At 63.3% G+C, this 16,114-nt stretch carries 18 protein-coding genes; 10 read left to right on the top strand and 8 right to left on the bottom strand.

Annotated features, from left to right (window positions below; translation table 11 throughout):
- Positions 1-219: 219 nt before the first annotated feature.
- Both AC1DZU_RS07230 and AC1DZU_RS07235 read left to right on the top strand, forming a co-directional pair.
- Complete coding sequence (locus AC1DZU_RS07230) at positions 220-1,125, top strand: S1C family serine protease (protein WP_477283110.1); 906 nt, start codon at positions 220-222, stop codon at positions 1,123-1,125.
- Between the two features lie 20 nt (positions 1,126-1,145).
- Entirely contained in the window at positions 1,146-2,102 is a 957-nt protein-coding gene (locus AC1DZU_RS07235; protein WP_477283112.1) for a LysR family transcriptional regulator, read from the top strand.
- A 25-nt stretch (positions 2,103-2,127) separates the two neighbouring features.
- Here the strand turns inward: AC1DZU_RS07235 and AC1DZU_RS07240 are convergent, their stop codons facing one another.
- Both AC1DZU_RS07240 and AC1DZU_RS07245 read right to left on the bottom strand, forming a co-directional pair.
- Entirely contained in the window at positions 2,128-2,856 is a 729-nt protein-coding gene (locus AC1DZU_RS07240) for an SDR family oxidoreductase (RefSeq protein WP_477283114.1), read from the bottom strand.
- Positions 2,857-3,013: 157 nt separating this feature from the next.
- Positions 3,014-3,475: a MarR family winged helix-turn-helix transcriptional regulator gene (locus AC1DZU_RS07245; RefSeq protein ID WP_477283116.1), complete on the bottom strand. Its 462-nt coding sequence runs from the start codon at positions 3,473-3,475 to the stop codon at positions 3,014-3,016.
- A 65-nt stretch (positions 3,476-3,540) separates the two neighbouring features.
- Between AC1DZU_RS07245 and AC1DZU_RS07250 the strand changes: the two genes are divergently transcribed.
- On the top strand, positions 3,541-4,014 hold the full coding sequence (locus AC1DZU_RS07250) for a cupin domain-containing protein (protein WP_477283118.1): 474 nt from the start codon (positions 3,541-3,543) through the stop codon (positions 4,012-4,014).
- Between the two features lie 21 nt (positions 4,015-4,035).
- Here the strand turns inward: AC1DZU_RS07250 and AC1DZU_RS07255 are convergent, their stop codons facing one another.
- Entirely contained in the window at positions 4,036-4,647 is a 612-nt protein-coding gene (locus AC1DZU_RS07255) for a hypothetical protein (protein ID WP_477283120.1), read from the bottom strand.
- 223 nt (positions 4,648-4,870) lie between these two features.
- Here AC1DZU_RS07255 and AC1DZU_RS07260 point away from each other — a divergent pair, with 223 nt between their 5' ends.
- The 4 genes from AC1DZU_RS07260 (at position 4,871) to AC1DZU_RS07275 (ending at position 7,603) form a co-directional block, all read left to right on the top strand.
- The gene (locus AC1DZU_RS07260) at positions 4,871-5,470 is read left to right on the top strand and encodes a YdeI/OmpD-associated family protein (protein ID WP_477283290.1); all 600 of its coding nucleotides are present in this window, start codon (positions 4,871-4,873) and stop codon (positions 5,468-5,470) included.
- Positions 5,471-5,820: 350 nt separating this feature from the next.
- Positions 5,821-6,300: a carboxymuconolactone decarboxylase family protein gene (locus AC1DZU_RS07265; RefSeq protein WP_477283122.1), complete on the top strand. Its 480-nt coding sequence runs from the start codon at positions 5,821-5,823 to the stop codon at positions 6,298-6,300.
- A 67-nt stretch (positions 6,301-6,367) separates the two neighbouring features.
- On the top strand, positions 6,368-7,120 hold the full coding sequence (locus AC1DZU_RS07270) for an SDR family oxidoreductase (RefSeq protein ID WP_477283124.1): 753 nt from the start codon (positions 6,368-6,370) through the stop codon (positions 7,118-7,120).
- Between the two features lie 63 nt (positions 7,121-7,183).
- Positions 7,184-7,603, top strand: a complete 420-nt coding sequence (locus AC1DZU_RS07275) for a cupin domain-containing protein (protein ID WP_477283126.1) — start codon at positions 7,184-7,186, stop codon at positions 7,601-7,603.
- 172 nt (positions 7,604-7,775) lie between these two features.
- On the opposite strand, the gene AC1DZU_RS07280 is transcribed toward AC1DZU_RS07275, so the two are convergent.
- Both AC1DZU_RS07280 and AC1DZU_RS07285 read right to left on the bottom strand, forming a co-directional pair.
- A complete protein-coding gene (locus AC1DZU_RS07280) occupies positions 7,776-8,264 on the bottom strand; it encodes an RrF2 family transcriptional regulator (protein WP_477283128.1) in 489 nt (162 codons plus the stop codon).
- A gap of 140 nt (positions 8,265-8,404) precedes the next feature.
- On the bottom strand, positions 8,405-9,034 hold the full coding sequence (locus AC1DZU_RS07285) for a glutathione S-transferase family protein (RefSeq protein ID WP_477283130.1): 630 nt from the start codon (positions 9,032-9,034) through the stop codon (positions 8,405-8,407).
- Between the two features lie 154 nt (positions 9,035-9,188).
- On the opposite strand from AC1DZU_RS07285, the gene AC1DZU_RS07290 reads away from it, so the two are divergent.
- On the top strand, positions 9,189-9,887 hold the full coding sequence (locus AC1DZU_RS07290; RefSeq protein ID WP_477283132.1) for an SDR family NAD(P)-dependent oxidoreductase: 699 nt from the start codon (positions 9,189-9,191) through the stop codon (positions 9,885-9,887).
- A gap of 313 nt (positions 9,888-10,200) precedes the next feature.
- Here the strand turns inward: AC1DZU_RS07290 and AC1DZU_RS07295 are convergent, their stop codons facing one another.
- Positions 10,201-10,500, bottom strand: coding sequence for a hypothetical protein (locus AC1DZU_RS07295; RefSeq protein WP_477283134.1), 300 nt, complete (start codon positions 10,498-10,500; stop codon positions 10,201-10,203).
- Positions 10,501-10,757: 257 nt separating this feature from the next.
- Between AC1DZU_RS07295 and AC1DZU_RS07300 the strand changes: the two genes are divergently transcribed.
- On the top strand, positions 10,758-12,380 hold the full coding sequence (locus tag AC1DZU_RS07300; RefSeq protein ID WP_477283136.1) for an ABC-F family ATP-binding cassette domain-containing protein: 1,623 nt from the start codon (positions 10,758-10,760) through the stop codon (positions 12,378-12,380).
- 13 nt (positions 12,381-12,393) lie between these two features.
- Here the strand turns inward: AC1DZU_RS07300 and AC1DZU_RS07305 are convergent, their stop codons facing one another.
- Positions 12,394-14,934, bottom strand: a complete 2,541-nt coding sequence (locus AC1DZU_RS07305) for a bifunctional diguanylate cyclase/phosphodiesterase (RefSeq protein ID WP_477283138.1) — start codon at positions 14,932-14,934, stop codon at positions 12,394-12,396.
- Between AC1DZU_RS07305 and AC1DZU_RS07310 the strand changes: the two genes are divergently transcribed.
- The gene (locus AC1DZU_RS07310) at positions 14,933-15,226 is read left to right on the top strand and encodes a hypothetical protein (protein WP_477283140.1); all 294 of its coding nucleotides are present in this window, start codon (positions 14,933-14,935) and stop codon (positions 15,224-15,226) included. The genes AC1DZU_RS07305 and AC1DZU_RS07310 overlap by 2 nt on opposite strands.
- Here the strand turns inward: AC1DZU_RS07310 and AC1DZU_RS07315 are convergent.
- Positions 15,210-16,103 (bottom strand): LysR family transcriptional regulator, encoded by an 894-nt coding sequence (locus tag AC1DZU_RS07315; RefSeq protein ID WP_477283142.1) that lies wholly within the window; start codon positions 16,101-16,103, stop codon positions 15,210-15,212. The genes AC1DZU_RS07310 and AC1DZU_RS07315 overlap by 17 nt on opposite strands.
- Positions 16,104-16,114 lie beyond the last annotated feature (11 nt).

Consider the following 16,114-nt stretch of genomic DNA (forward strand, 5'->3'; position numbering starts at 1 on the left):
GGGCAGGTCGCCTTACAACTAGGGTTTCAGATGGGGAAGTTCAACTTGCGTTGAACTATTGTTGACGGAGGCGCCGTTTTACCTTCCCCTGGTGGGGTGAGCCAGCCGGTTCGCGAAGCGAATTCATCGTGCCAGAGGCCGCGCGAACCGCTTCTCGCCCCTTGCACCATCTCCCTTGCGGCATACCTATAGAAATATCACCTATCCAGGAATGACAGCATGACCATCAATCCCAATCCGCGCTCGGTCGTTGCCGTACGGGCCACCGTTCCGGAGGATGCCTTTACGGCGGGTGCCCTTGGCACGCTCAGGGAAGGCAGCGGCGTCGTTATCCGCGCAGACGGGCTGGTACTAACCATCGGCTATCTCATCACCGAAGCGGAAGAGGTCTGGCTGACCAGCCATGACGGCCGCGTCATCCCGGCGCACGCGCTCGCCTATGACCAGGAATCGGGCTTCGGCCTGGTGCAGGCGCTGGCGCCGCTCGGCCTGCCGGCGGTGGCGCTGGGCGATGCCGGCAAGGCCAGGATCGGTGACGCCGTGGTGCTGGCCGACGGCGTCGGCCAGTCGGTGCAGGCCAGGATCGTCACCAAGCAGGAATTCGCCGGCTATTGGGAGTATCTGCTCGACGAGGCGATTTTCATCGCGCCCGCGCATCCGTCCTGGGGTGGCGCCGGGCTGTTCGGCGCCGACGGCTCGCTGCTCGGCATCGGTTCGCTGCGCCTGCAGATGAGCCGCAACGGCGAGGTCGCCGACATCAACATGGTAGTGCCGATCGACCTTTTGCCACCCATTCTCGACGATCTCCTGACGCGCGGCCATGTGGCCAGGCCGCCGCGCCCGTGGCTCGGCGCTCTGTCGGCAGAAAGCGACGGCAAGGTGGTGGTGATGAGCGTGACCGAAGGCGGCCCGGCTGCCAAGGCCGGCCTGCGGCAGGGCGACATCATCTCCGACATCCGCGACGGCGCGGTCGATGGGCTGGCCGATTTCTATCGCAAGCTATGGGAGAGCGGCTCGGCCGGCGCGGAGATCCCGATGCGGGTGCTGCGCGACGGCCGCGAAACCTGGCTGCGCGTCAAATCGGCCGACCGCGGCAGTTTCCTCAAGAAGCCGCAGCTGCAGTAGGCATCGGCCAGGACATTTCGTTGCATCACAGATTGCTCAAGACCTTCCTCGCGGTGGCGCGGAGCCGCAACATCACGCGCGCCGCCGAGACGGTTCATCTGGCGCAATCGAGTGTCAGCGACCAGATCCAGTCGCTCGAGGCCGAGCTTGGCGCTGCCCTGTTCACGCGCTCGAAAACGGGTCTCGACTTGACGCCGGCAGGACTGGCGCTGAAGCCCATCGCCGCAGACCTGTTGCGGCTCGATGGCGAGGCGCGCGCGGCCGTGCAGGCGGCTGCCGGACAGACCAGCGGGGCACTGACCATCGGCGCGCTGGAGACGATCGCGTCTGCCCGGCTGGCGCCATGGCTGCCCGGGTTTCAGGCCCGCCATCCCGACATCACCGTGCGCATGAAAGTGGCCGACAGCGGCGCGCTGCGGCACCTGCTGGAGGACGGTGACATCGACGTCGCCTTCTGCTTCGACCGTCGCGACGAGGGCAGCTCCAGTGACAATTTCGCCAGGCGCACGATCGTGGCCGAACCGCTGGTGCTTGTCGCGGCCCCGGGGCTGGGTCCAGCGCCATCAGATCTGGCTGCGCTTGCCTCGTTGCGCTTCGTGGCAACGGAGCCCGGATGCACATACCGGCACATGTTCGACACCGCCTTCGCCGAGGCGAGCATCCCCGCGCCCAGGCTTGCCGCTGAGGTCGGCAGCATCGGCGCCATCGCACGGCTGGTGGCGGCCGGCGCGGGGCTGGGCCTGGTGCCGCGCCTTGCCGTCAGCGAGGCGCTGGCGCGTGGCGATCTTGTCGAAATGCCGTGGCCCGGCCAGATGCGGTCGGCACCGCTGGCGATGATCTGGCGACGCCGGCGTGTTCAGCCACCGGCGCTCAGGCAGCTTCTTGCCGCCGTGCGGGACACGCTAGCGCCTGCTACGGAACGCTCTCAAACCAGTTCAGAGCCTGAATCGGCGAACTGCTCCAAAGCCTTGCTTTAAAAGCAATTCCTCGCACTGGGCCATCCTAGACAAGACGGTGGCCGCCCTCGACATGCAGCGTCGTTCCCGTGGTGAAACCATTGCCGATCAGGAAGAGGATGGCGTCGGCGATATCGTCGGGTTGGCCGATCCTGCCGACCGGCAGTCGTTCGGCCATCGCGGCCAGCATCTCGGCCTTTCTGTCACCGGCGACCTGCGCCCAGATCGTGGTGTCGACCCAGCCGGGTGATACGGCGTTGACGCGGATTGGTGCGAGCTCCACGGCGAGCGCCCGCACCAGCCCTTCGAGCGCTGCATTGACGGCGGCAACGACGGAGCCGCGTGCTGCCGGCCGATAGGCGGCGATGCCGGAGACGAAGGTCATCGACCCGGCGGGGCCAAGCCGTGGTGCGCCATGCTTGGCGAGCAGCAGCGGGCCGTAAAGCTTGCTCTCCACCACCCTTTGCCCTGCCTTCAGGTCGAGCTCCGGCAACAGCCGGTAGGCGCCTTCGATGTCGGCGGCGGTGCTGACCACGTGGTTGAGCCCGCCGATCCGCGCGAACAGCTCAGCCACCTGGTCTTCTCGCGTGATGTCGACAGTGGCCACCTCCAGGCCAGCCGGGTTGCCCATCGCGTCGCACGCCTGCCGCAGCCGGTCCTCGTCGCGCCCGGCGATGACGGTCTCGGCGCCCGCCTCGATGCATCGCCGCGCCAGCGCCAGACCCATGCCGGAACCGCCGCCGACGATCAGGATTTTCTGGTTTGAAATGCTCATTTCGCTCTGCCTTTGTTTGGATGAACAAGGGCAGGGGATTGGCAGTTCGGTGTGAGCCAGGGAAACGGAAGAAACCGATGGCGCTATCGGAAATGCCGATTGACCTCAGTCCCGGGCGGAATGGAAGCTCGGTCTCGCAACGTCGACTGGTGGTCGCTCAGCGCGCCAGCGGGCTATCCCAGACGACAAACAACAGCGCTTTCAGCTGGCCAAAGCGTTCCGGTCCGAGCTCGGCGCGCCACTCTTCCTCGATGTCGCCCAGGATGTCGACCATTTTCCAGAAGGCGGCATGCCCCCGTTCGGTGGACCGCACCACGCGCGCGCTGCCTTCGCCCGGAATGTCGGAGCGCACCAGATAGCCGTAAGCTTCGAGACTACTGAGCAGCTGGTTGATGGCCTGTTTGCTCATGCCTGCGCGCTCGGCGATGGTGCTTGGGCGCGCGCCGTCCGGCCCGGGAAACTGCAGCACCGCCATATGCGGCAGGCGTAATTCGTCGAAGCCGGCGGCGTTGAGCTCCTTGATCAGCCGGCGCTGGATCGCCTGGGCCGGCACGCGCAGCAGCGCGCCGATCAGCAGATCCTCGGTCCTGGTCTGGAGAACTTCGGTGGAGGTGGCCATTGACGATCCGGTAAATTGAGTTTACTTATGAGCGGTAAATGTAATTTATTCGGGGAGCTTATGCAATGCCAGCCTTGGATCTTCAGGTCAATCCAGCCAACGAAACCATCGGTACTAAGGGGCTATCGGTTCGCTTCCTGGTGTCAGGCGACAGTTCGAACGGCAGCGTCGCCGCCTTCGAACTGATGGTGCCCGGCGCGCAGCGGCTGCCGGCGACGGCGCACAGCCACGACCACTACGAAGAGACGATCTACGGCGTCGACGGGGTCTTGACGTGGACCGTCGACGGCAAGGCGATCGAGGTCGGGCCAGGGGAGGCGCTGTGCATTCCACGCGGCGCCGTACACCGGTTTGACAACAATGGCACCAGGGATGCCAAGGCGCTTTGCGTCATCACGCCGGCGGCGATCGGCCCGGACTATTTTCGCGAGGCCTTTGCGGTGTTCAACGCCGCCGCCGGCGGCCCGCCGGACAAGCTCAAGATGATGGACATCATGCGCCGGCACGGATTGACGCCGGCAGCGCCGCCACCGACCTGAAGCCGGTCGAAGAGACGCCCATCACCCGTCGCAAGCGCTGAAATCAGCACCCGGGTTCCAGTCCTTGAAGGCGACGGTCCGGCCTTCCACCGACACAGTCCTGTGCTTCGAACTGCCGTCCGGCTGCGTCTTGCTGCTGGTCCCCTTGCCGGTCAGCACGTTGTACTCACAGGCGCTGGCGACATTGTCCTGCTGGAAATCCTCGTAGTCATAGGCAAAACCGGCCACGATGAAGGCACTGTTGCGCCAGGCTATGGTCAGCGTCATGTTGGTCCGCTGGCCGCCGATCGGCATCGCCGGAAGATAGAACTTGATCGAGCCGTTCGCCAGCATCGTCAGTTCCGGCTCGGTGTCTGAATTTTCGTAGCCCGGCCGGTCGTAACCGTTCCATTCGCCGAGGATCTGCTCGTGCACGGTTTCGACGGGCTTGAGGTAATTGTGCTCCTTGTCCCTGAGGAAGAAGTGGATGTCCATCGGACTGCCGGGCTGGGTCTCGACCACCATGGCAAGGTCGACGGCGCCGTCGCCGTTGAAGTCGCCGGTCACCGCCGTGATGATTTTCAGGGTGTCGATCGGTTCGCCGAGGGCAGCTGTGGGAAACAGCATCGCCAGGGCGACGAGCAGAGATTTCATGATGTGTCCCCCAAGCGTGTTGAACAGGACCATGGCAGGTCTGCGAGATTTCGACAGCGGGGTGGAGGAAAATATTTTCGGCCAAGTGCGCCCTAGTCGCGTTGCGCACTTGCAAACACCACCAGGTTCCCTTGGGGTCGCGCAGGCGCATGATTTGGCACGATGCTGGAGGCAAGATGACGGTGATGCGAGCGGCAAGCGCAGCGAACGGGCAGGCCGGCTGATGGCGCCGGTCAGGGTCGATCCCGACAAGGTCAGGGAGTTCCCGGACTCGGCCAGCTTCCACGCCTGGCTCGGCAAGCACCACGCTGCGGAAACCGAGGTGTGGATCAAGATCCACAAGGTGGGGTCGGGGCTGAAGTCGATCACGCCGAAAGAGGCCATCGACGTGGTACTGTGCTTCGGCTGGATCGACGCGGTGCGCAAGGGGCTGGACCGCGACAGCTTCCTGCAGCGCTACACGCCGCGCGGCAGGAAGAGCATCTGGAGCTTGATCAACATCGACAATGTCGCGCGGCTGGTCGAGGAGGGCCGCATGACCGAGCATGGGCTGAGACAGGTCGAGGCAGCGAAGGCCGACGGCCGCTGGGCGCGCGCCTACGGCAGCGGCAAGGAGATGAAAATCCCCGATGACCTGCAGGCAGCCATAGATGCCGAACCCAAGGCGAAAGAGATGCTGGCAAAGCTCAGCGCACAGAACCGCTTCGCGCTTGCCTTCCGCACCCACAACATGAAGACCGAAGCTGGCCGCAAGAAGAAGATCGAGACCTTCGTCGCGATGCTGAAGCGCGGCGAGACGATCCATCCGCAGGGCAAGAAGTAAGTCCTTTCAGGCGCCGGACTGCCGGCGCTTTGCGTTTAGCCGCACCCGTTTCACACTTTCTTGGACTTGCTCCAGCCACGGTGGGTATTGGCCGCCTCGGGCTTTCGGGTGCCATGCAGTCGATCAAGGCCGCTGATGACGGCCGGCCGCGTCAGATCGAGGTCGATTCGCCGCCGCCGGGAAAGGACCTGTCTCCGCCACTCGCGGGAACGTTCGAAATCCCGATCCACTCTCACCCCATACTTTTCGACATAAACCTTATGTCCCGCATCCCAGGCGGGAGGCGCTTTACAGAATTATGGATATCATGTATCCTTAAGGATATTAAATGTCCTCAAAAGGAGAGAGCAGTGACACAGCGCCTGAACGTCGCCCAACAATCCCCTGAGCTATTCAAGAAGTTTCTCGACTTCAGCATGGCCGAGGCGCGCAGCGTGATCGAAGAGAAGATCCGCGATCTGGTCCATATCCGGGCGTCCCAGATCAATGGCTGCGCCTTCTGCCTCGACATGCATGTCAAGGAAGCAAAGATCCACGGCGAGAGCGAGTTGCGGCTCTACCATGTCGCCATCTGGCGCGAATCGAACCTTTTCATTCCTCGTGAACGCGCCGCCCTTGCCTGGACCGAAGCCGTCACGAAGCTGCCCGAAGGCGGTATTCCGGATGAGCTCTATGAGCGTGTGCGTGGGCAGCTTTCGGAAAAGGAAATCTCCGACCTGACCTTCTCGATCATGGCCATCAACGCCTGGAACCGCGCCAACGTCGCCTTCAAGACCGCGCCCGGCTCTGCAGACAAGCTCTACGGCCTCGACAAGGCTGGCCTGAACTAACCCCTTCCTTCTGGCATACCCATCAATCGATGCGGCGCGACGGCGCGGCCGCTAACGGAGAAGTCTTATGAAAATCGTCATCATTGGGGGCACCGGCCTCATCGGTTCCAAGACAGTGGAACGCCTACGCAGACAGGGGTGCGAGGTGATCGCCGCCTCCCCGAATACCGGTGTCAACACCATCACCGGCGAAGGTCTGAAGGAAGCGCTCGCGGGCGCCGAGGTCGTGATCGACCTCGCCAACTCACCCTCCTTCGAGGACAAGGCCGCGATGGAATTCTTCGAGACGTCGGGCCACAATCTGCTCGCGGCGGACAAGGCTGCTGGCGTCAAGCACCACATCGCGCTCTCGGTTGTCGGAACCGAACGCCTGCAGGACGTCGGCTATTTCCGCGCCAAACTCGCCCAGGAAAATCTGATCAAGGCTTCCGGCATTCCCTACACGATCGTTCATTCCACGCAGTTCATGGAGTTCCTGGCTGGCATCGCCCAATCAGGTACGGTCGGCGATGCCGTGCATCTGTCGCCGGCCTATATACAACCCATCGCCTCCGACGACGTCGCCGACGTCATGGCCGGTGTCGCGCTCGCCGCGCCGATCAACGGCATGATCGAGATTTCCGGTCCGGAGCGTGTGCGAATGAGCGAGCTCGTCGCCCGCTACCTGAAGGCTGCCGGCGATCCTCGCAAGGTCGTGGCTGATCCGGAAGCGCGCTACTTCGGCGCGAGGCTGAACGACACGTCGCTCGTCTCCGACAACAATCCCCGTCTCGGCGGCATCACCTTCGAGCAGTGGTTCGCCACCTCGACGCGCAAATGATCGTCACGATGCGCCGCATCTTCGGGCGCGGCGTTCCACTCAACGCAAAAAGGGAGTTTCGAAATGATCAAGTCAATCCTTGCCGCCCTTATCGTCACGGCTGCCTTGGCAAGCCCGGCCGCAGCCCAGGACGCAGGCGGCAAAGCCGCCAAAGTCACGCTCGTCTATGAGCATGAACTGCCGAATGTCCCCGGCAAGAGCATCAAGGGCATTCTGGTCGAGTATGGTCCCGGCGGTCACTCGGAAGCGCACACCCATCCGACCTCCGCCTTCATCTATGCGACGGTTCTGGAAGGCTCCATCCGCAGCCAGGTCAATGATGGCCCGGTCAAGGTATACAAGGCCGGCGAGAGCTTTTCGGAATTGCCGGGCGATCGCCACAGTGTGAGCGAGAACGGCAGCAAGACCAAGCCAGCGAAACTACTGGCAGTCTTCGTGGTCGACACCGACCAGAAGGAACTGACCTATCCGGTGAAGAAGTAGGCCGACGAGACAAGTAGGCCGAAGAGGCCGGGCACCTGGTGTCCGGCCGTTCCGGTGGACGGAAATCATGTCGGCGAGTCCATGTCGGGTGCGTGGCATCCTCAGGGTGCCCGATGGCCCGCCTGTTGTCTGTAAGAAGGACTAGCCATCCGTCACGATCTGCCATTTCCATTCATCCGGCGCGCTCCAGCACCCATTCAAAGCTGCTCTTCCAGAGTTCGGCTGGAATCTCCTGCGCCAGGGCCTCGGTCAGATCGGAAAGCTTGACGCCGCGCAATTTTGCACGCCAAGCCTCGTCGGCTTCCCACATGATGCGCGACACCGCGCAAGGGCTGCTTTCGCAATAGTCCTGCGGACGACATGGGTTGTTTGCGCGGATGTTGTTGCACACGAACGTCGACGACTTGCCCTCGACCGCTTCGACAATATCCAGGAAGGTCAGTTCAGCCGGCGTCCGCGCCAATCGATATCCACCTGACGGACCCAACGTCGTATGGACCAGGCCCGCCTGCGACAGGCTTTGCAGGGCCTTGGATAGATACTCCTTGGGAAGGCCGTGGAACTCGGCAAGCGCTTTGGTCGAGAGATAGCGCCCGGCAGGCAGGCCTGCGAGAATAGCGCAGCAGTGCAGCGCCCATTCGACTTGGCTTTTCAGGATCATCGATGAATTCCGGGATCGATACTGACCGAGCTTTATTAAGGATACAAAATATCCCTATTCTACCGCGGTGTAAACAGACGGGCTCCCGGCCCCGCCTGAATGGGGTTTCAGCATCGTCCGCAGGGCAAGAAGTAAACCGTTCAGGCGCCGGAATGCGGGTCAATGCTGTAGGGATGGACCGGATGGCCGGGACCGATGGCGTCGCGCACGCGGCCGATCCACGCCATGACCGCCGGATAGTTCGCCAGCGAGAAGCCGCAATCCTCGGCGCTATGGCTGTAGGCATAGACAGCGATATCGGCGATCGTGAAATCGTTTCCGATGAGGAACGGGGTGTCGCCAAGGCTGCGGTTCATGGCGGCGAGTGTCCGAGCTCCGGCTTCGCGCTTACCTGCAACCATGCCCTGGTTGCGCTCGAGGCGTCCGGTCAAGGTCCAGAAGCGCAGCGAGCCGATGACCGGTTCGACATTGTATTGTTCGAAGAACAGCCACTGCATAACCTTGGCGCGCTGATAGCGGTCAGCCGGCAGAAGGGGCGTCCCTTCGGCGAGGTAAGTCAGGATCGCATTGGATTCCGCGATGGCGCTGCCGTCTTCGAGCTGGAGCACGGGGACGGCACCGGCAGGATTGAGCTCAAGGAAGGCGTCGGTGCGGCTCTCGCCCTCGAAAATCGAGACCATGTGACTGTCATAGGGGATCTTGAGCAGCCCGAGCAGAACCCGGACCTTCCAGCCATTCTGCGATGGCAGATAATCATGAAGCGTGAGCATGGCTGGTCCTCGTGATGGATCAACCATTGCATGGCGCGCCGCCAGGCCACCACCCGATTCCTGCACGCCATCGCATGAAGAATGCGATCCCCGCCACCTCACTTCCGCGCGTGCCATCTTTCTCGCGAAGCAATCGACATCCCGGGAGCAGCAGATGAACTCGCAATCCAGCAAGGTCGCGCTTGTTACCGGCGCCAATCGCGGCATCGGGCTCGAGACCGGGCGCCAGTTGGCCAAACTCGGTTTTACCGTGCTTCTGGGCGTGCGTGATCAGGCCAAGGGCGAGGCTGCGGCACGAGGGCTCGAGGGCCATGTCGAGGCCATCGCGTTCGATGTCGCGGCGTCCGACGCGGCGGCACTGGCGGCGGCGGATGTCGAGCGCCGGTTCGGCCGTCTCGACGTGCTGATCAACAACGCCGCGATCCACTACGACACCGGTTCGCGGGCTTTGCTGCCGGACTGGACGGTCATCCGCGAGGCGTTCGAGACCAATGTCTTCGGCGCCTGGCGGGCTGCGTCCGCCTTCGCGCCGCTGCTCAAGGCCGGTGGCCATGGCAGGCTGGTCAACGTTTCTTCCGAGGGTGGTTCGCTGGCCTCGATGGGCGCGGGGGCGCCGGCCTATTCGACCTCCAAGGCGACCCTCAACGCGCTGACCTGCGTGCTGGCGGCTGAACTGCACGGCGCCGGCGTGCTGGTCAACGCCGTCTGCCCCGGCTGGGTCGCCACCGACATGGGTGGGCCGGGCGGGCGCCCGGTGGCGCAAGGAGCAGCGGGCATCGTCTGGGCGGCGACCTTGGCGGATGACGGTCCGACCGGCGGTTTCTTTCGCGACGGCAAAAGGCTGCCGTGGTGAGGATCGCGGACGCGGGCATGATCGGCGGAGCACAGATTCAACCGCTGTCTGGTTTCGAACGGTTCACTTATTGAATCGTTGAACCGCTGTAAGGTCTTGATTTCACGCAGTTCCGGGCGGAATGCTCGCATTCGAAGAATCGCGCAAGAAAAAAGCCGCCCTCGCTTTTGCGAGTGGCGGCCTTTCCCTGGGAGGAAGTCAGAGAGAAGAGCGATCAATAAGCCTTGGCGTGCTTGTTGCCGTGCTTCTAGTGGGGGTGCTTCTTGACGTGTTGAAAGTCCGGTCTTCGAAAATTGGGTTCAAAGATGTGATATCACTGGGCGTCATCGTCCGGCGTCACCCCAAGCAGCTCCAGAGCGTTGGCCAGTGTCCTGATGCCTTGCGCCTGCTTGCGCTCGGCACAGAAGCGGATGGCCGTCTTCTGCAGCGTCGTTGCCTCGGCGACCTCGGCCGTCTCGGCTTTGGTCTGGATGGCTTCGTCGAGTTGATGACTGAGCCGGTCGCAATGCTCGCTGCGGGTGATGGCGGCTTTTGCTTCCGACGGTCCGATCACGGTGACGGCAAGGGACATGCCGAGCAGGGCACCCGTCCATCCGTTCGAACCTCGTTGCATTGCCGGTAACATCCCGTTGGCGTTGTGCCGCGACCATTCCGGCCGCCGCGAGGATGCTTATGCCAGCCGATCTTTTCGCCAGTTTTTCCGAACTGTTGAATCTTGTTTCTGGATTGTGTCCGGGGACGGTCTTGGTTTCTCCCACAAGAAGGAGGGAAGTGCTGCCGCTGCGGCGCTTGCGCCTCTTCCTCTGGCGCCCGCCATCGCGTATTGGCCCCGGGGAAAATCCTTCCAAGTTCCAAGCCCCCGGAAATCGCATGATCAGACTGGAAAGCATCAGCAAGCAGAACGGCCGTCAGCTTGTCTTCATCGAAGCATCGGCGGCGCTGCAGAAGGGCGAAAAGGTCGGCCTCGTCGGCCCCAACGGCGCCGGCAAGACGACGCTGTTTCGCATGATCGCCGGGCAGGAACAGCCCGACGAAGGCCAGGTGCAGGTCGATCGCGGCGTCACCATCGGCTATTTCAGCCAGGATGTCGGCGACATGGAAGGCCACAGCGCGGTGGCCGAAGTGATGAACGGCGCCGGGCCGGTGAGCGACGTGGCGGCCGAGATGGCCGCACTCGAGGCCGCCATGGCCGACCCCGACCAGGCCGACCAGATGGACGACATCATCGCCAGATATGGCGAGGCCCAGCACCGTTTCGAGGAGCTCGACGGCTATGCGCTCGACGGCCGCGCGCGCGAGGTGCTCGATGGTCTGGGTTTCAGCCAGGAGATGATGGACGGCGATGTCGGAAAACTCTCCGGCGGCTGGAAGATGCGCGTGGCGCTGGCCCGCATCCTTCTGATGCGGCCCGACGCCATGCTGCTCGACGAGCCGAGCAACCATCTCGACCTCGAAAGCCTGATCTGGCTGGAATCCTTCCTGAAGAACTATGATGGCGCATTGCTGATGACCTCGCACGACCGCGAGTTCATGAACCGCATCGTCAACAAGGTGGTCGAGATCGACGCCGGTTCATTGACCGCCTATTCCGGCAATTACGAATTCTACCAGCAGCAGCGGGCGATCGCCGACAAACAGCAGCAGGCGCAGTTCGAGCGCCAGCAGGCGATGCTGGCCAAGGAGATAGCTTTCATCGAGCGCTTCAAGGCGCGCGCCTCGCACGCCGCCCAGGTGCAGAGCCGGGTGAAGAAGCTCGACAAGATCGACCGCGTCGAGCCGCCCAAGCGCCGCCAGACGGTGTCCTTCGACTTCCAGCCGGCGCCGCGCTGCGGCGAGGATGTCGTAACGCTGAAGAGCGTCCACAAGGGCTATGGCAGCCGCAGCATCTATGAAGGGCTGGATTTCCAGGTCCGCCGCCGCGAGCGCTGGTGCATCATGGGCGTCAACGGTGCCGGCAAGTCGACGCTGCTGAAGCTGGTCGCCGGTGCCTCCGAGCCCGACGCCGGCACCGTGGCGCGCGGTCCAAGCGTGAAGATGGGCTATTTCGCCCAGCACGCCATGGAATTGCTGGAAGGCGAGCGCACCGTGTTCCAGACGCTGGAGGACGCATTCCCGCAGGCCGGCCAGGCGCCGCTCAGGGCACTCGCCGGCTGCTTCGGCTTTTCCGGCGACGAAATCGAGAAGAAATGCCGGGTGCTGTCAGGCGGCGAGAAGGCGCGGCTGGTGATGGCGCTGATGCTGTTCGACCCACCCAACCTGCTGGTGCTCGACGAGCCCACCAACCATCTCGACATCGCCACCAAGGAGATGCTGATCACGGCACTCTCCCAGTATGAAGGCACCATGCTGTTCGTGTCGCACGACCGGCATTTCCTGGCGGCACTTTCCAACCGCGTGCTGGAACTGACGCCCGAAGGCATCCACACCTATGGCGGCGGCTATACCGAATATGTCGAGCGCACCGGGCACGAAGCGCCGGGGCTGCGGAGCTAAGGGTGCCGAGCCACTACCCCGCGGCCAGCCACTTGCGCGACTGGGCGAAGGTCTTGAAGGCCTTCGCCTCCATCGGGCGGCCAAGAAAATAGCCTTGCAGGATATCGCAGCCAAGCTCTTTCAGGATGCGCGCGTGCTCCATCGTCTCGACGCCCTCGGCAACCACTTCGATGCCGAGCGATTTGCCGATCTCGATGATCGACGACACCAGCTGTCGCTGCGCGGTTGAGCCGGTGATGGGCGTGACCAGTTGGCGGTCGATCTTGAGGCGACGCGGCCGCAACTTGAGCAGGGAGACGATCGAGGCATAGCCGGTGCCAAAATCGTCGATCTCGATGTCGATGCCGAGCTCCTTGATGTGCTCGATGTTCCAGGTGACCAGATCGTCGTTCTCGTCGAGGAAGATGGACTCCACCAGCTCGAACGACACGGTTCCTTCCTTGATGGCGAGCTCGCGCAAACCCTTGATCAAGTCCTTGTCCTCCAGGCGCCTGGCCGAGACGTTGACCGAGACACGCGGGATGTTGAGATGGCTGCGCGACCAGCGCTCGAAATTCTCCAGCGCATCCTTGAGGACGATGCGGTCGATCAGCGCCACGACATTGAGCTCTTCGGCCACCTTGAGATAGGCGTCGGGGGCCAGGATGCCGCGTCGCGGATGCTTCCAGCGCGACAACGCTTCGACGCCGACGATCTCGAGCGTCCTGGCGTCGAACTGCGGCTGGTAGTAGGCGACGAATTCATCCCGCTCCAGCCCGCCCAGGATCTCGTCGGCGACCTGCTTGGTCCGCACGATCTCGCTCTGCAGTTCCTCGTTGAAGAACTCGTAGCGGTTGCGGCCACGGCCTTTCGCCCGGTAAAGCGCGAGATCGGCGTTGACGAGCAACTGCTTTGCGTCGACGCCGCTGTTGGCGGCAATGCCGATGCTGACTCCGAACCGGCACTGATGGCCTCGATAATAGACAGGCTGGCGCATCTCCTCGATGATGCGGTCGGCGAGTGCCGAGAGGTCGTCATCGTCACGCCCATGGCTCACCACAATGAACTCGTCGCCGCCGATGCGCGCAACGAAATCCGCAGAGCCGGCATTGGCCGTGATGACCTTCGAGGCATGCATCAGCATGGCGTCGCCCGCTGCGTGGCCGAGCGTGTCATTGATCTGCTTGAAGCGGTCGAGGTCGAGATGCAGCAGCGCCATGCGGTCGTGTTGGCCGGTTTCAGCCAGCATCTCGTCGAGATAGCGGCGGTTGGGCAGGCCGGTGAGCGAATCGTGCAGCGCCACATGCTCGATACGCGCCTTGGCCAGCTTCAGCTCGGCGTTCTTCGATTCCGACAGCTGGCGCTCGCGAATGAGGTTCTCATTAAGCAGGACGTCGCTGGTCACGTCCCATTCGGCGCCGATCAGCTTGGGCGTGCCGCCGATGTCCTGGAAGAAACTTGCGCGCGTGCGCACATGACGGATGGCGCCGTCGGGGCGCAGGAGCCGGTATTGCGAGAAGTAGGGGCCTTTTGTCGCCGCGGCCGAATCGAAGTCCTGCTTTGCCCGCTCGATGTCCTCGGGGTGGATCGCCAGCGCCCAGTCGCTATAGCCGCGTGGCTTGCCGTCGGCTGGCTTGCCATAGATTTCGTTGACGCGGTCGTCCCACAGCAGTTCGTTGGTGGCGAGATCGTGCTCCCAAACGCCGATGCCCGAGGCTTCCAGGGCCAGCTCCAGGCGGCCGGACAAGCGCCTCAACTCGGCGTAGTTCCTTTGCCTTTCGCCGAACAGCCGCCCGGCCACCAGGATCGGCAACACCACCAGCGCGCCGGCAAGTGCCATGAGCGCCCGCAAGGCCAATTGATTTTTCGGAGCCGCTGGCCAGCCACCCTTGGGGATGGCCGAAATCTGCCAGGAACCCGAAGGCAGCTGCACATCGGCCGCAACGGGATTGCCGGCGACGACAGTGCCGTTGCCGAAGAAACGTTCGCCCCCGCCGCCCAGCGCATCCTTGCCGGTCAGCGCCACATCGATATCGAGATCGGGGTCGGCCAGTCCGCTCGCCGCATAGAGCCGGTCGACATCGACGACTGCCGAGACAATGCCCCAGAAGCGGTCGCCGCCTCCGGCCGTCGGCACGAAGACCGGGATGCGACCGATGAAGCCGCGCCCGCCTTGCGCCAGCTTGACCGGTCCGGCAAATACGAGCACGCGCTGGTCGCGCGCCCGAAGCGCTGCCAGGCGTTGCTCCTCGTTCTTGCGGTAATCGAGCCCGATAGCCTTCTCGTTGCCTTCCATCGGGTACATCAGCGAGATAACCAGGTCGGGCGCGCCGGCGATGTTGTGCAATTGCGATTTCTGCGCGAACAGATTGCCTGCGAGCGACGCAAATCTCTGCTGGCCCATATAGGGCTCTGTAACGATGGCTGAGACGAGCCCCTGAACAAGCTGGAGATTGCCGTTTACATTACCTTCGAGCTTGGCGCGGATGACGTTGACCTTGGCCAGCACATCGGCGCGCGCCAGCTGATCAGAGACCTTCCTGTTCTGCTGGTCGGCAACGACGGCGCAGATCATGAGCACAACAAAGGCTATTGCCGCCGGCAAGTTGGCGGAAGAAAAAACGGCCTGTCTCAAGCGGCCGAGACTATATCGCGTTGTGGCCAATTCGACCCGGGTACCTTTGCTGGACAATAGCTCGTCGGTCGATCCTACTGCCAAACGCTTAAATTTAACCTTCCAGACCAGCCTGAAGTTTCAGCATCGTGCCTATGCCGGCATTTCAGCCCGCGGGCTGAACCAGTACTGGCGAACCGGCGTCGTCTGGGCTTATTCACGGTCGATGCTGGCCGCTAGAGGTTTGCCTTAGCGAAGATGCGCGATGCCCAGTCGAGGAAGACGCGAAGCCGCGGCGAGAGCTGCCTGTTCTGCGGGTAAAGCGCTGACAGCGGCGACGGCGAAGGCGGGTAGTCGGCCAGCACCTCGACGAGCGTCCCATCGGCAAGGTCCTTCTCGAAGCGATAGCGCGGTGCCTGGATGAGGCCAAGTCCAAGCCGTGCCAGATCGGCGGCGGTGTCTGAATTGTTGGCTGCCACACGGCCCGGCAGCCGGACCTCGCGGATCCTGCCGGCCACGGTGAATTCGAAGGGCAGGGTCTCGCCGGTGCGCGACGAGACGAAGCCCACTGCCTGGTGACCATCCAACGCATCGGGGGAGATCGGCCTGCCGTGGCGCTCCAGATAGGCGGGACTGGCGCAGGTGATCTCGCGGATCATCGCCAGGCGCCGCATGATCATGCCGCTGTCGGACGGCTCGCCGACGCGTATCACGCAGTCGACGCCCTCGCGCACGAGATCGACCAGCCGGTCGCTCTGTCCGATCTGCAGGTCGATGCGGGAATAGCGGGCGAGAAACTCGGGCAGTCGCGGCAACAGGAATGTGCGGGTGAGCAGCGTGCTGGCGTCGATGCGCAGCAGCCCGTAAGGCTCGGCATTGCGGAAGGCGGCCTCGGCATCCTCGATCTCGGCAAGGATGGACAGGCAGCGCCGATAATAAGCTTCGCCGTCCTGCGTGGCGTTGACCTGCCGCGTCGTTCGCTCCAGCAGGCGCGCGCCGAGATGCTCTTCGAGCCGCCGGATCGCTTCCGTCGCGGTTGAGCGCGGCAGGCCGAGATCTGCCGCGGCGGCGGTGAAGCTGCGCCGCTCCAGAACGCGAACGAAGAGCCGCATGGTGTCCAGACGATCCATGGTCTTTGTTC

The sequence above is a fragment of the Mesorhizobium sp. P2_A12 genome (genome assembly GCF_056405075.1).

Excerpts from the sequence above, each read along its gene's own strand:
- AC1DZU_RS07300 (WP_477283136.1), top strand. The coding sequence starts at position 10,758 with ATGATCAGACTGGAAAGCATCAGCAAGCAGAACGGCCGTCAGCTTGTC.
- AC1DZU_RS07295 (WP_477283134.1), bottom strand. The coding sequence starts at position 10,500 with ATGCAACGAGGTTCGAACGGATGGACGGGTGCCCTGCTCGGCATGTCC.
- AC1DZU_RS07250 (WP_477283118.1), top strand. The coding sequence starts at position 3,541 with ATGCCAGCCTTGGATCTTCAGGTCAATCCAGCCAACGAAACCATCGGT.
- AC1DZU_RS07310 (WP_477283140.1), top strand. The coding sequence starts at position 14,933 with ATGAGCACAACAAAGGCTATTGCCGCCGGCAAGTTGGCGGAAGAAAAA.
- AC1DZU_RS07290 (WP_477283132.1), top strand. The coding sequence starts at position 9,189 with ATGAACTCGCAATCCAGCAAGGTCGCGCTTGTTACCGGCGCCAATCGC.
- AC1DZU_RS07260 (WP_477283290.1), top strand. The coding sequence starts at position 4,871 with ATGGCGCCGGTCAGGGTCGATCCCGACAAGGTCAGGGAGTTCCCGGAC.
- AC1DZU_RS07275 (WP_477283126.1), top strand. The coding sequence starts at position 7,184 with ATGATCAAGTCAATCCTTGCCGCCCTTATCGTCACGGCTGCCTTGGCA.
- AC1DZU_RS07230 (WP_477283110.1), top strand. The coding sequence starts at position 220 with ATGACCATCAATCCCAATCCGCGCTCGGTCGTTGCCGTACGGGCCACC.
- AC1DZU_RS07285 (WP_477283130.1), bottom strand. The coding sequence starts at position 9,034 with ATGCTCACGCTTCATGATTATCTGCCATCGCAGAATGGCTGGAAGGTC.
- AC1DZU_RS07305 (WP_477283138.1), bottom strand. The coding sequence starts at position 14,934 with ATGATCTGCGCCGTCGTTGCCGACCAGCAGAACAGGAAGGTCTCTGAT.
- AC1DZU_RS07255 (WP_477283120.1), bottom strand. The coding sequence starts at position 4,647 with ATGAAATCTCTGCTCGTCGCCCTGGCGATGCTGTTTCCCACAGCTGCC.
- AC1DZU_RS07245 (WP_477283116.1), bottom strand. The coding sequence starts at position 3,475 with ATGGCCACCTCCACCGAAGTTCTCCAGACCAGGACCGAGGATCTGCTG.
- AC1DZU_RS07270 (WP_477283124.1), top strand. The coding sequence starts at position 6,368 with ATGAAAATCGTCATCATTGGGGGCACCGGCCTCATCGGTTCCAAGACA.
- AC1DZU_RS07315 (WP_477283142.1), bottom strand. The coding sequence starts at position 16,103 with ATGGATCGTCTGGACACCATGCGGCTCTTCGTTCGCGTTCTGGAGCGG.
- AC1DZU_RS07240 (WP_477283114.1), bottom strand. The coding sequence starts at position 2,856 with ATGAGCATTTCAAACCAGAAAATCCTGATCGTCGGCGGCGGTTCCGGC.
- AC1DZU_RS07280 (WP_477283128.1), bottom strand. The coding sequence starts at position 8,264 with ATGATCCTGAAAAGCCAAGTCGAATGGGCGCTGCACTGCTGCGCTATT.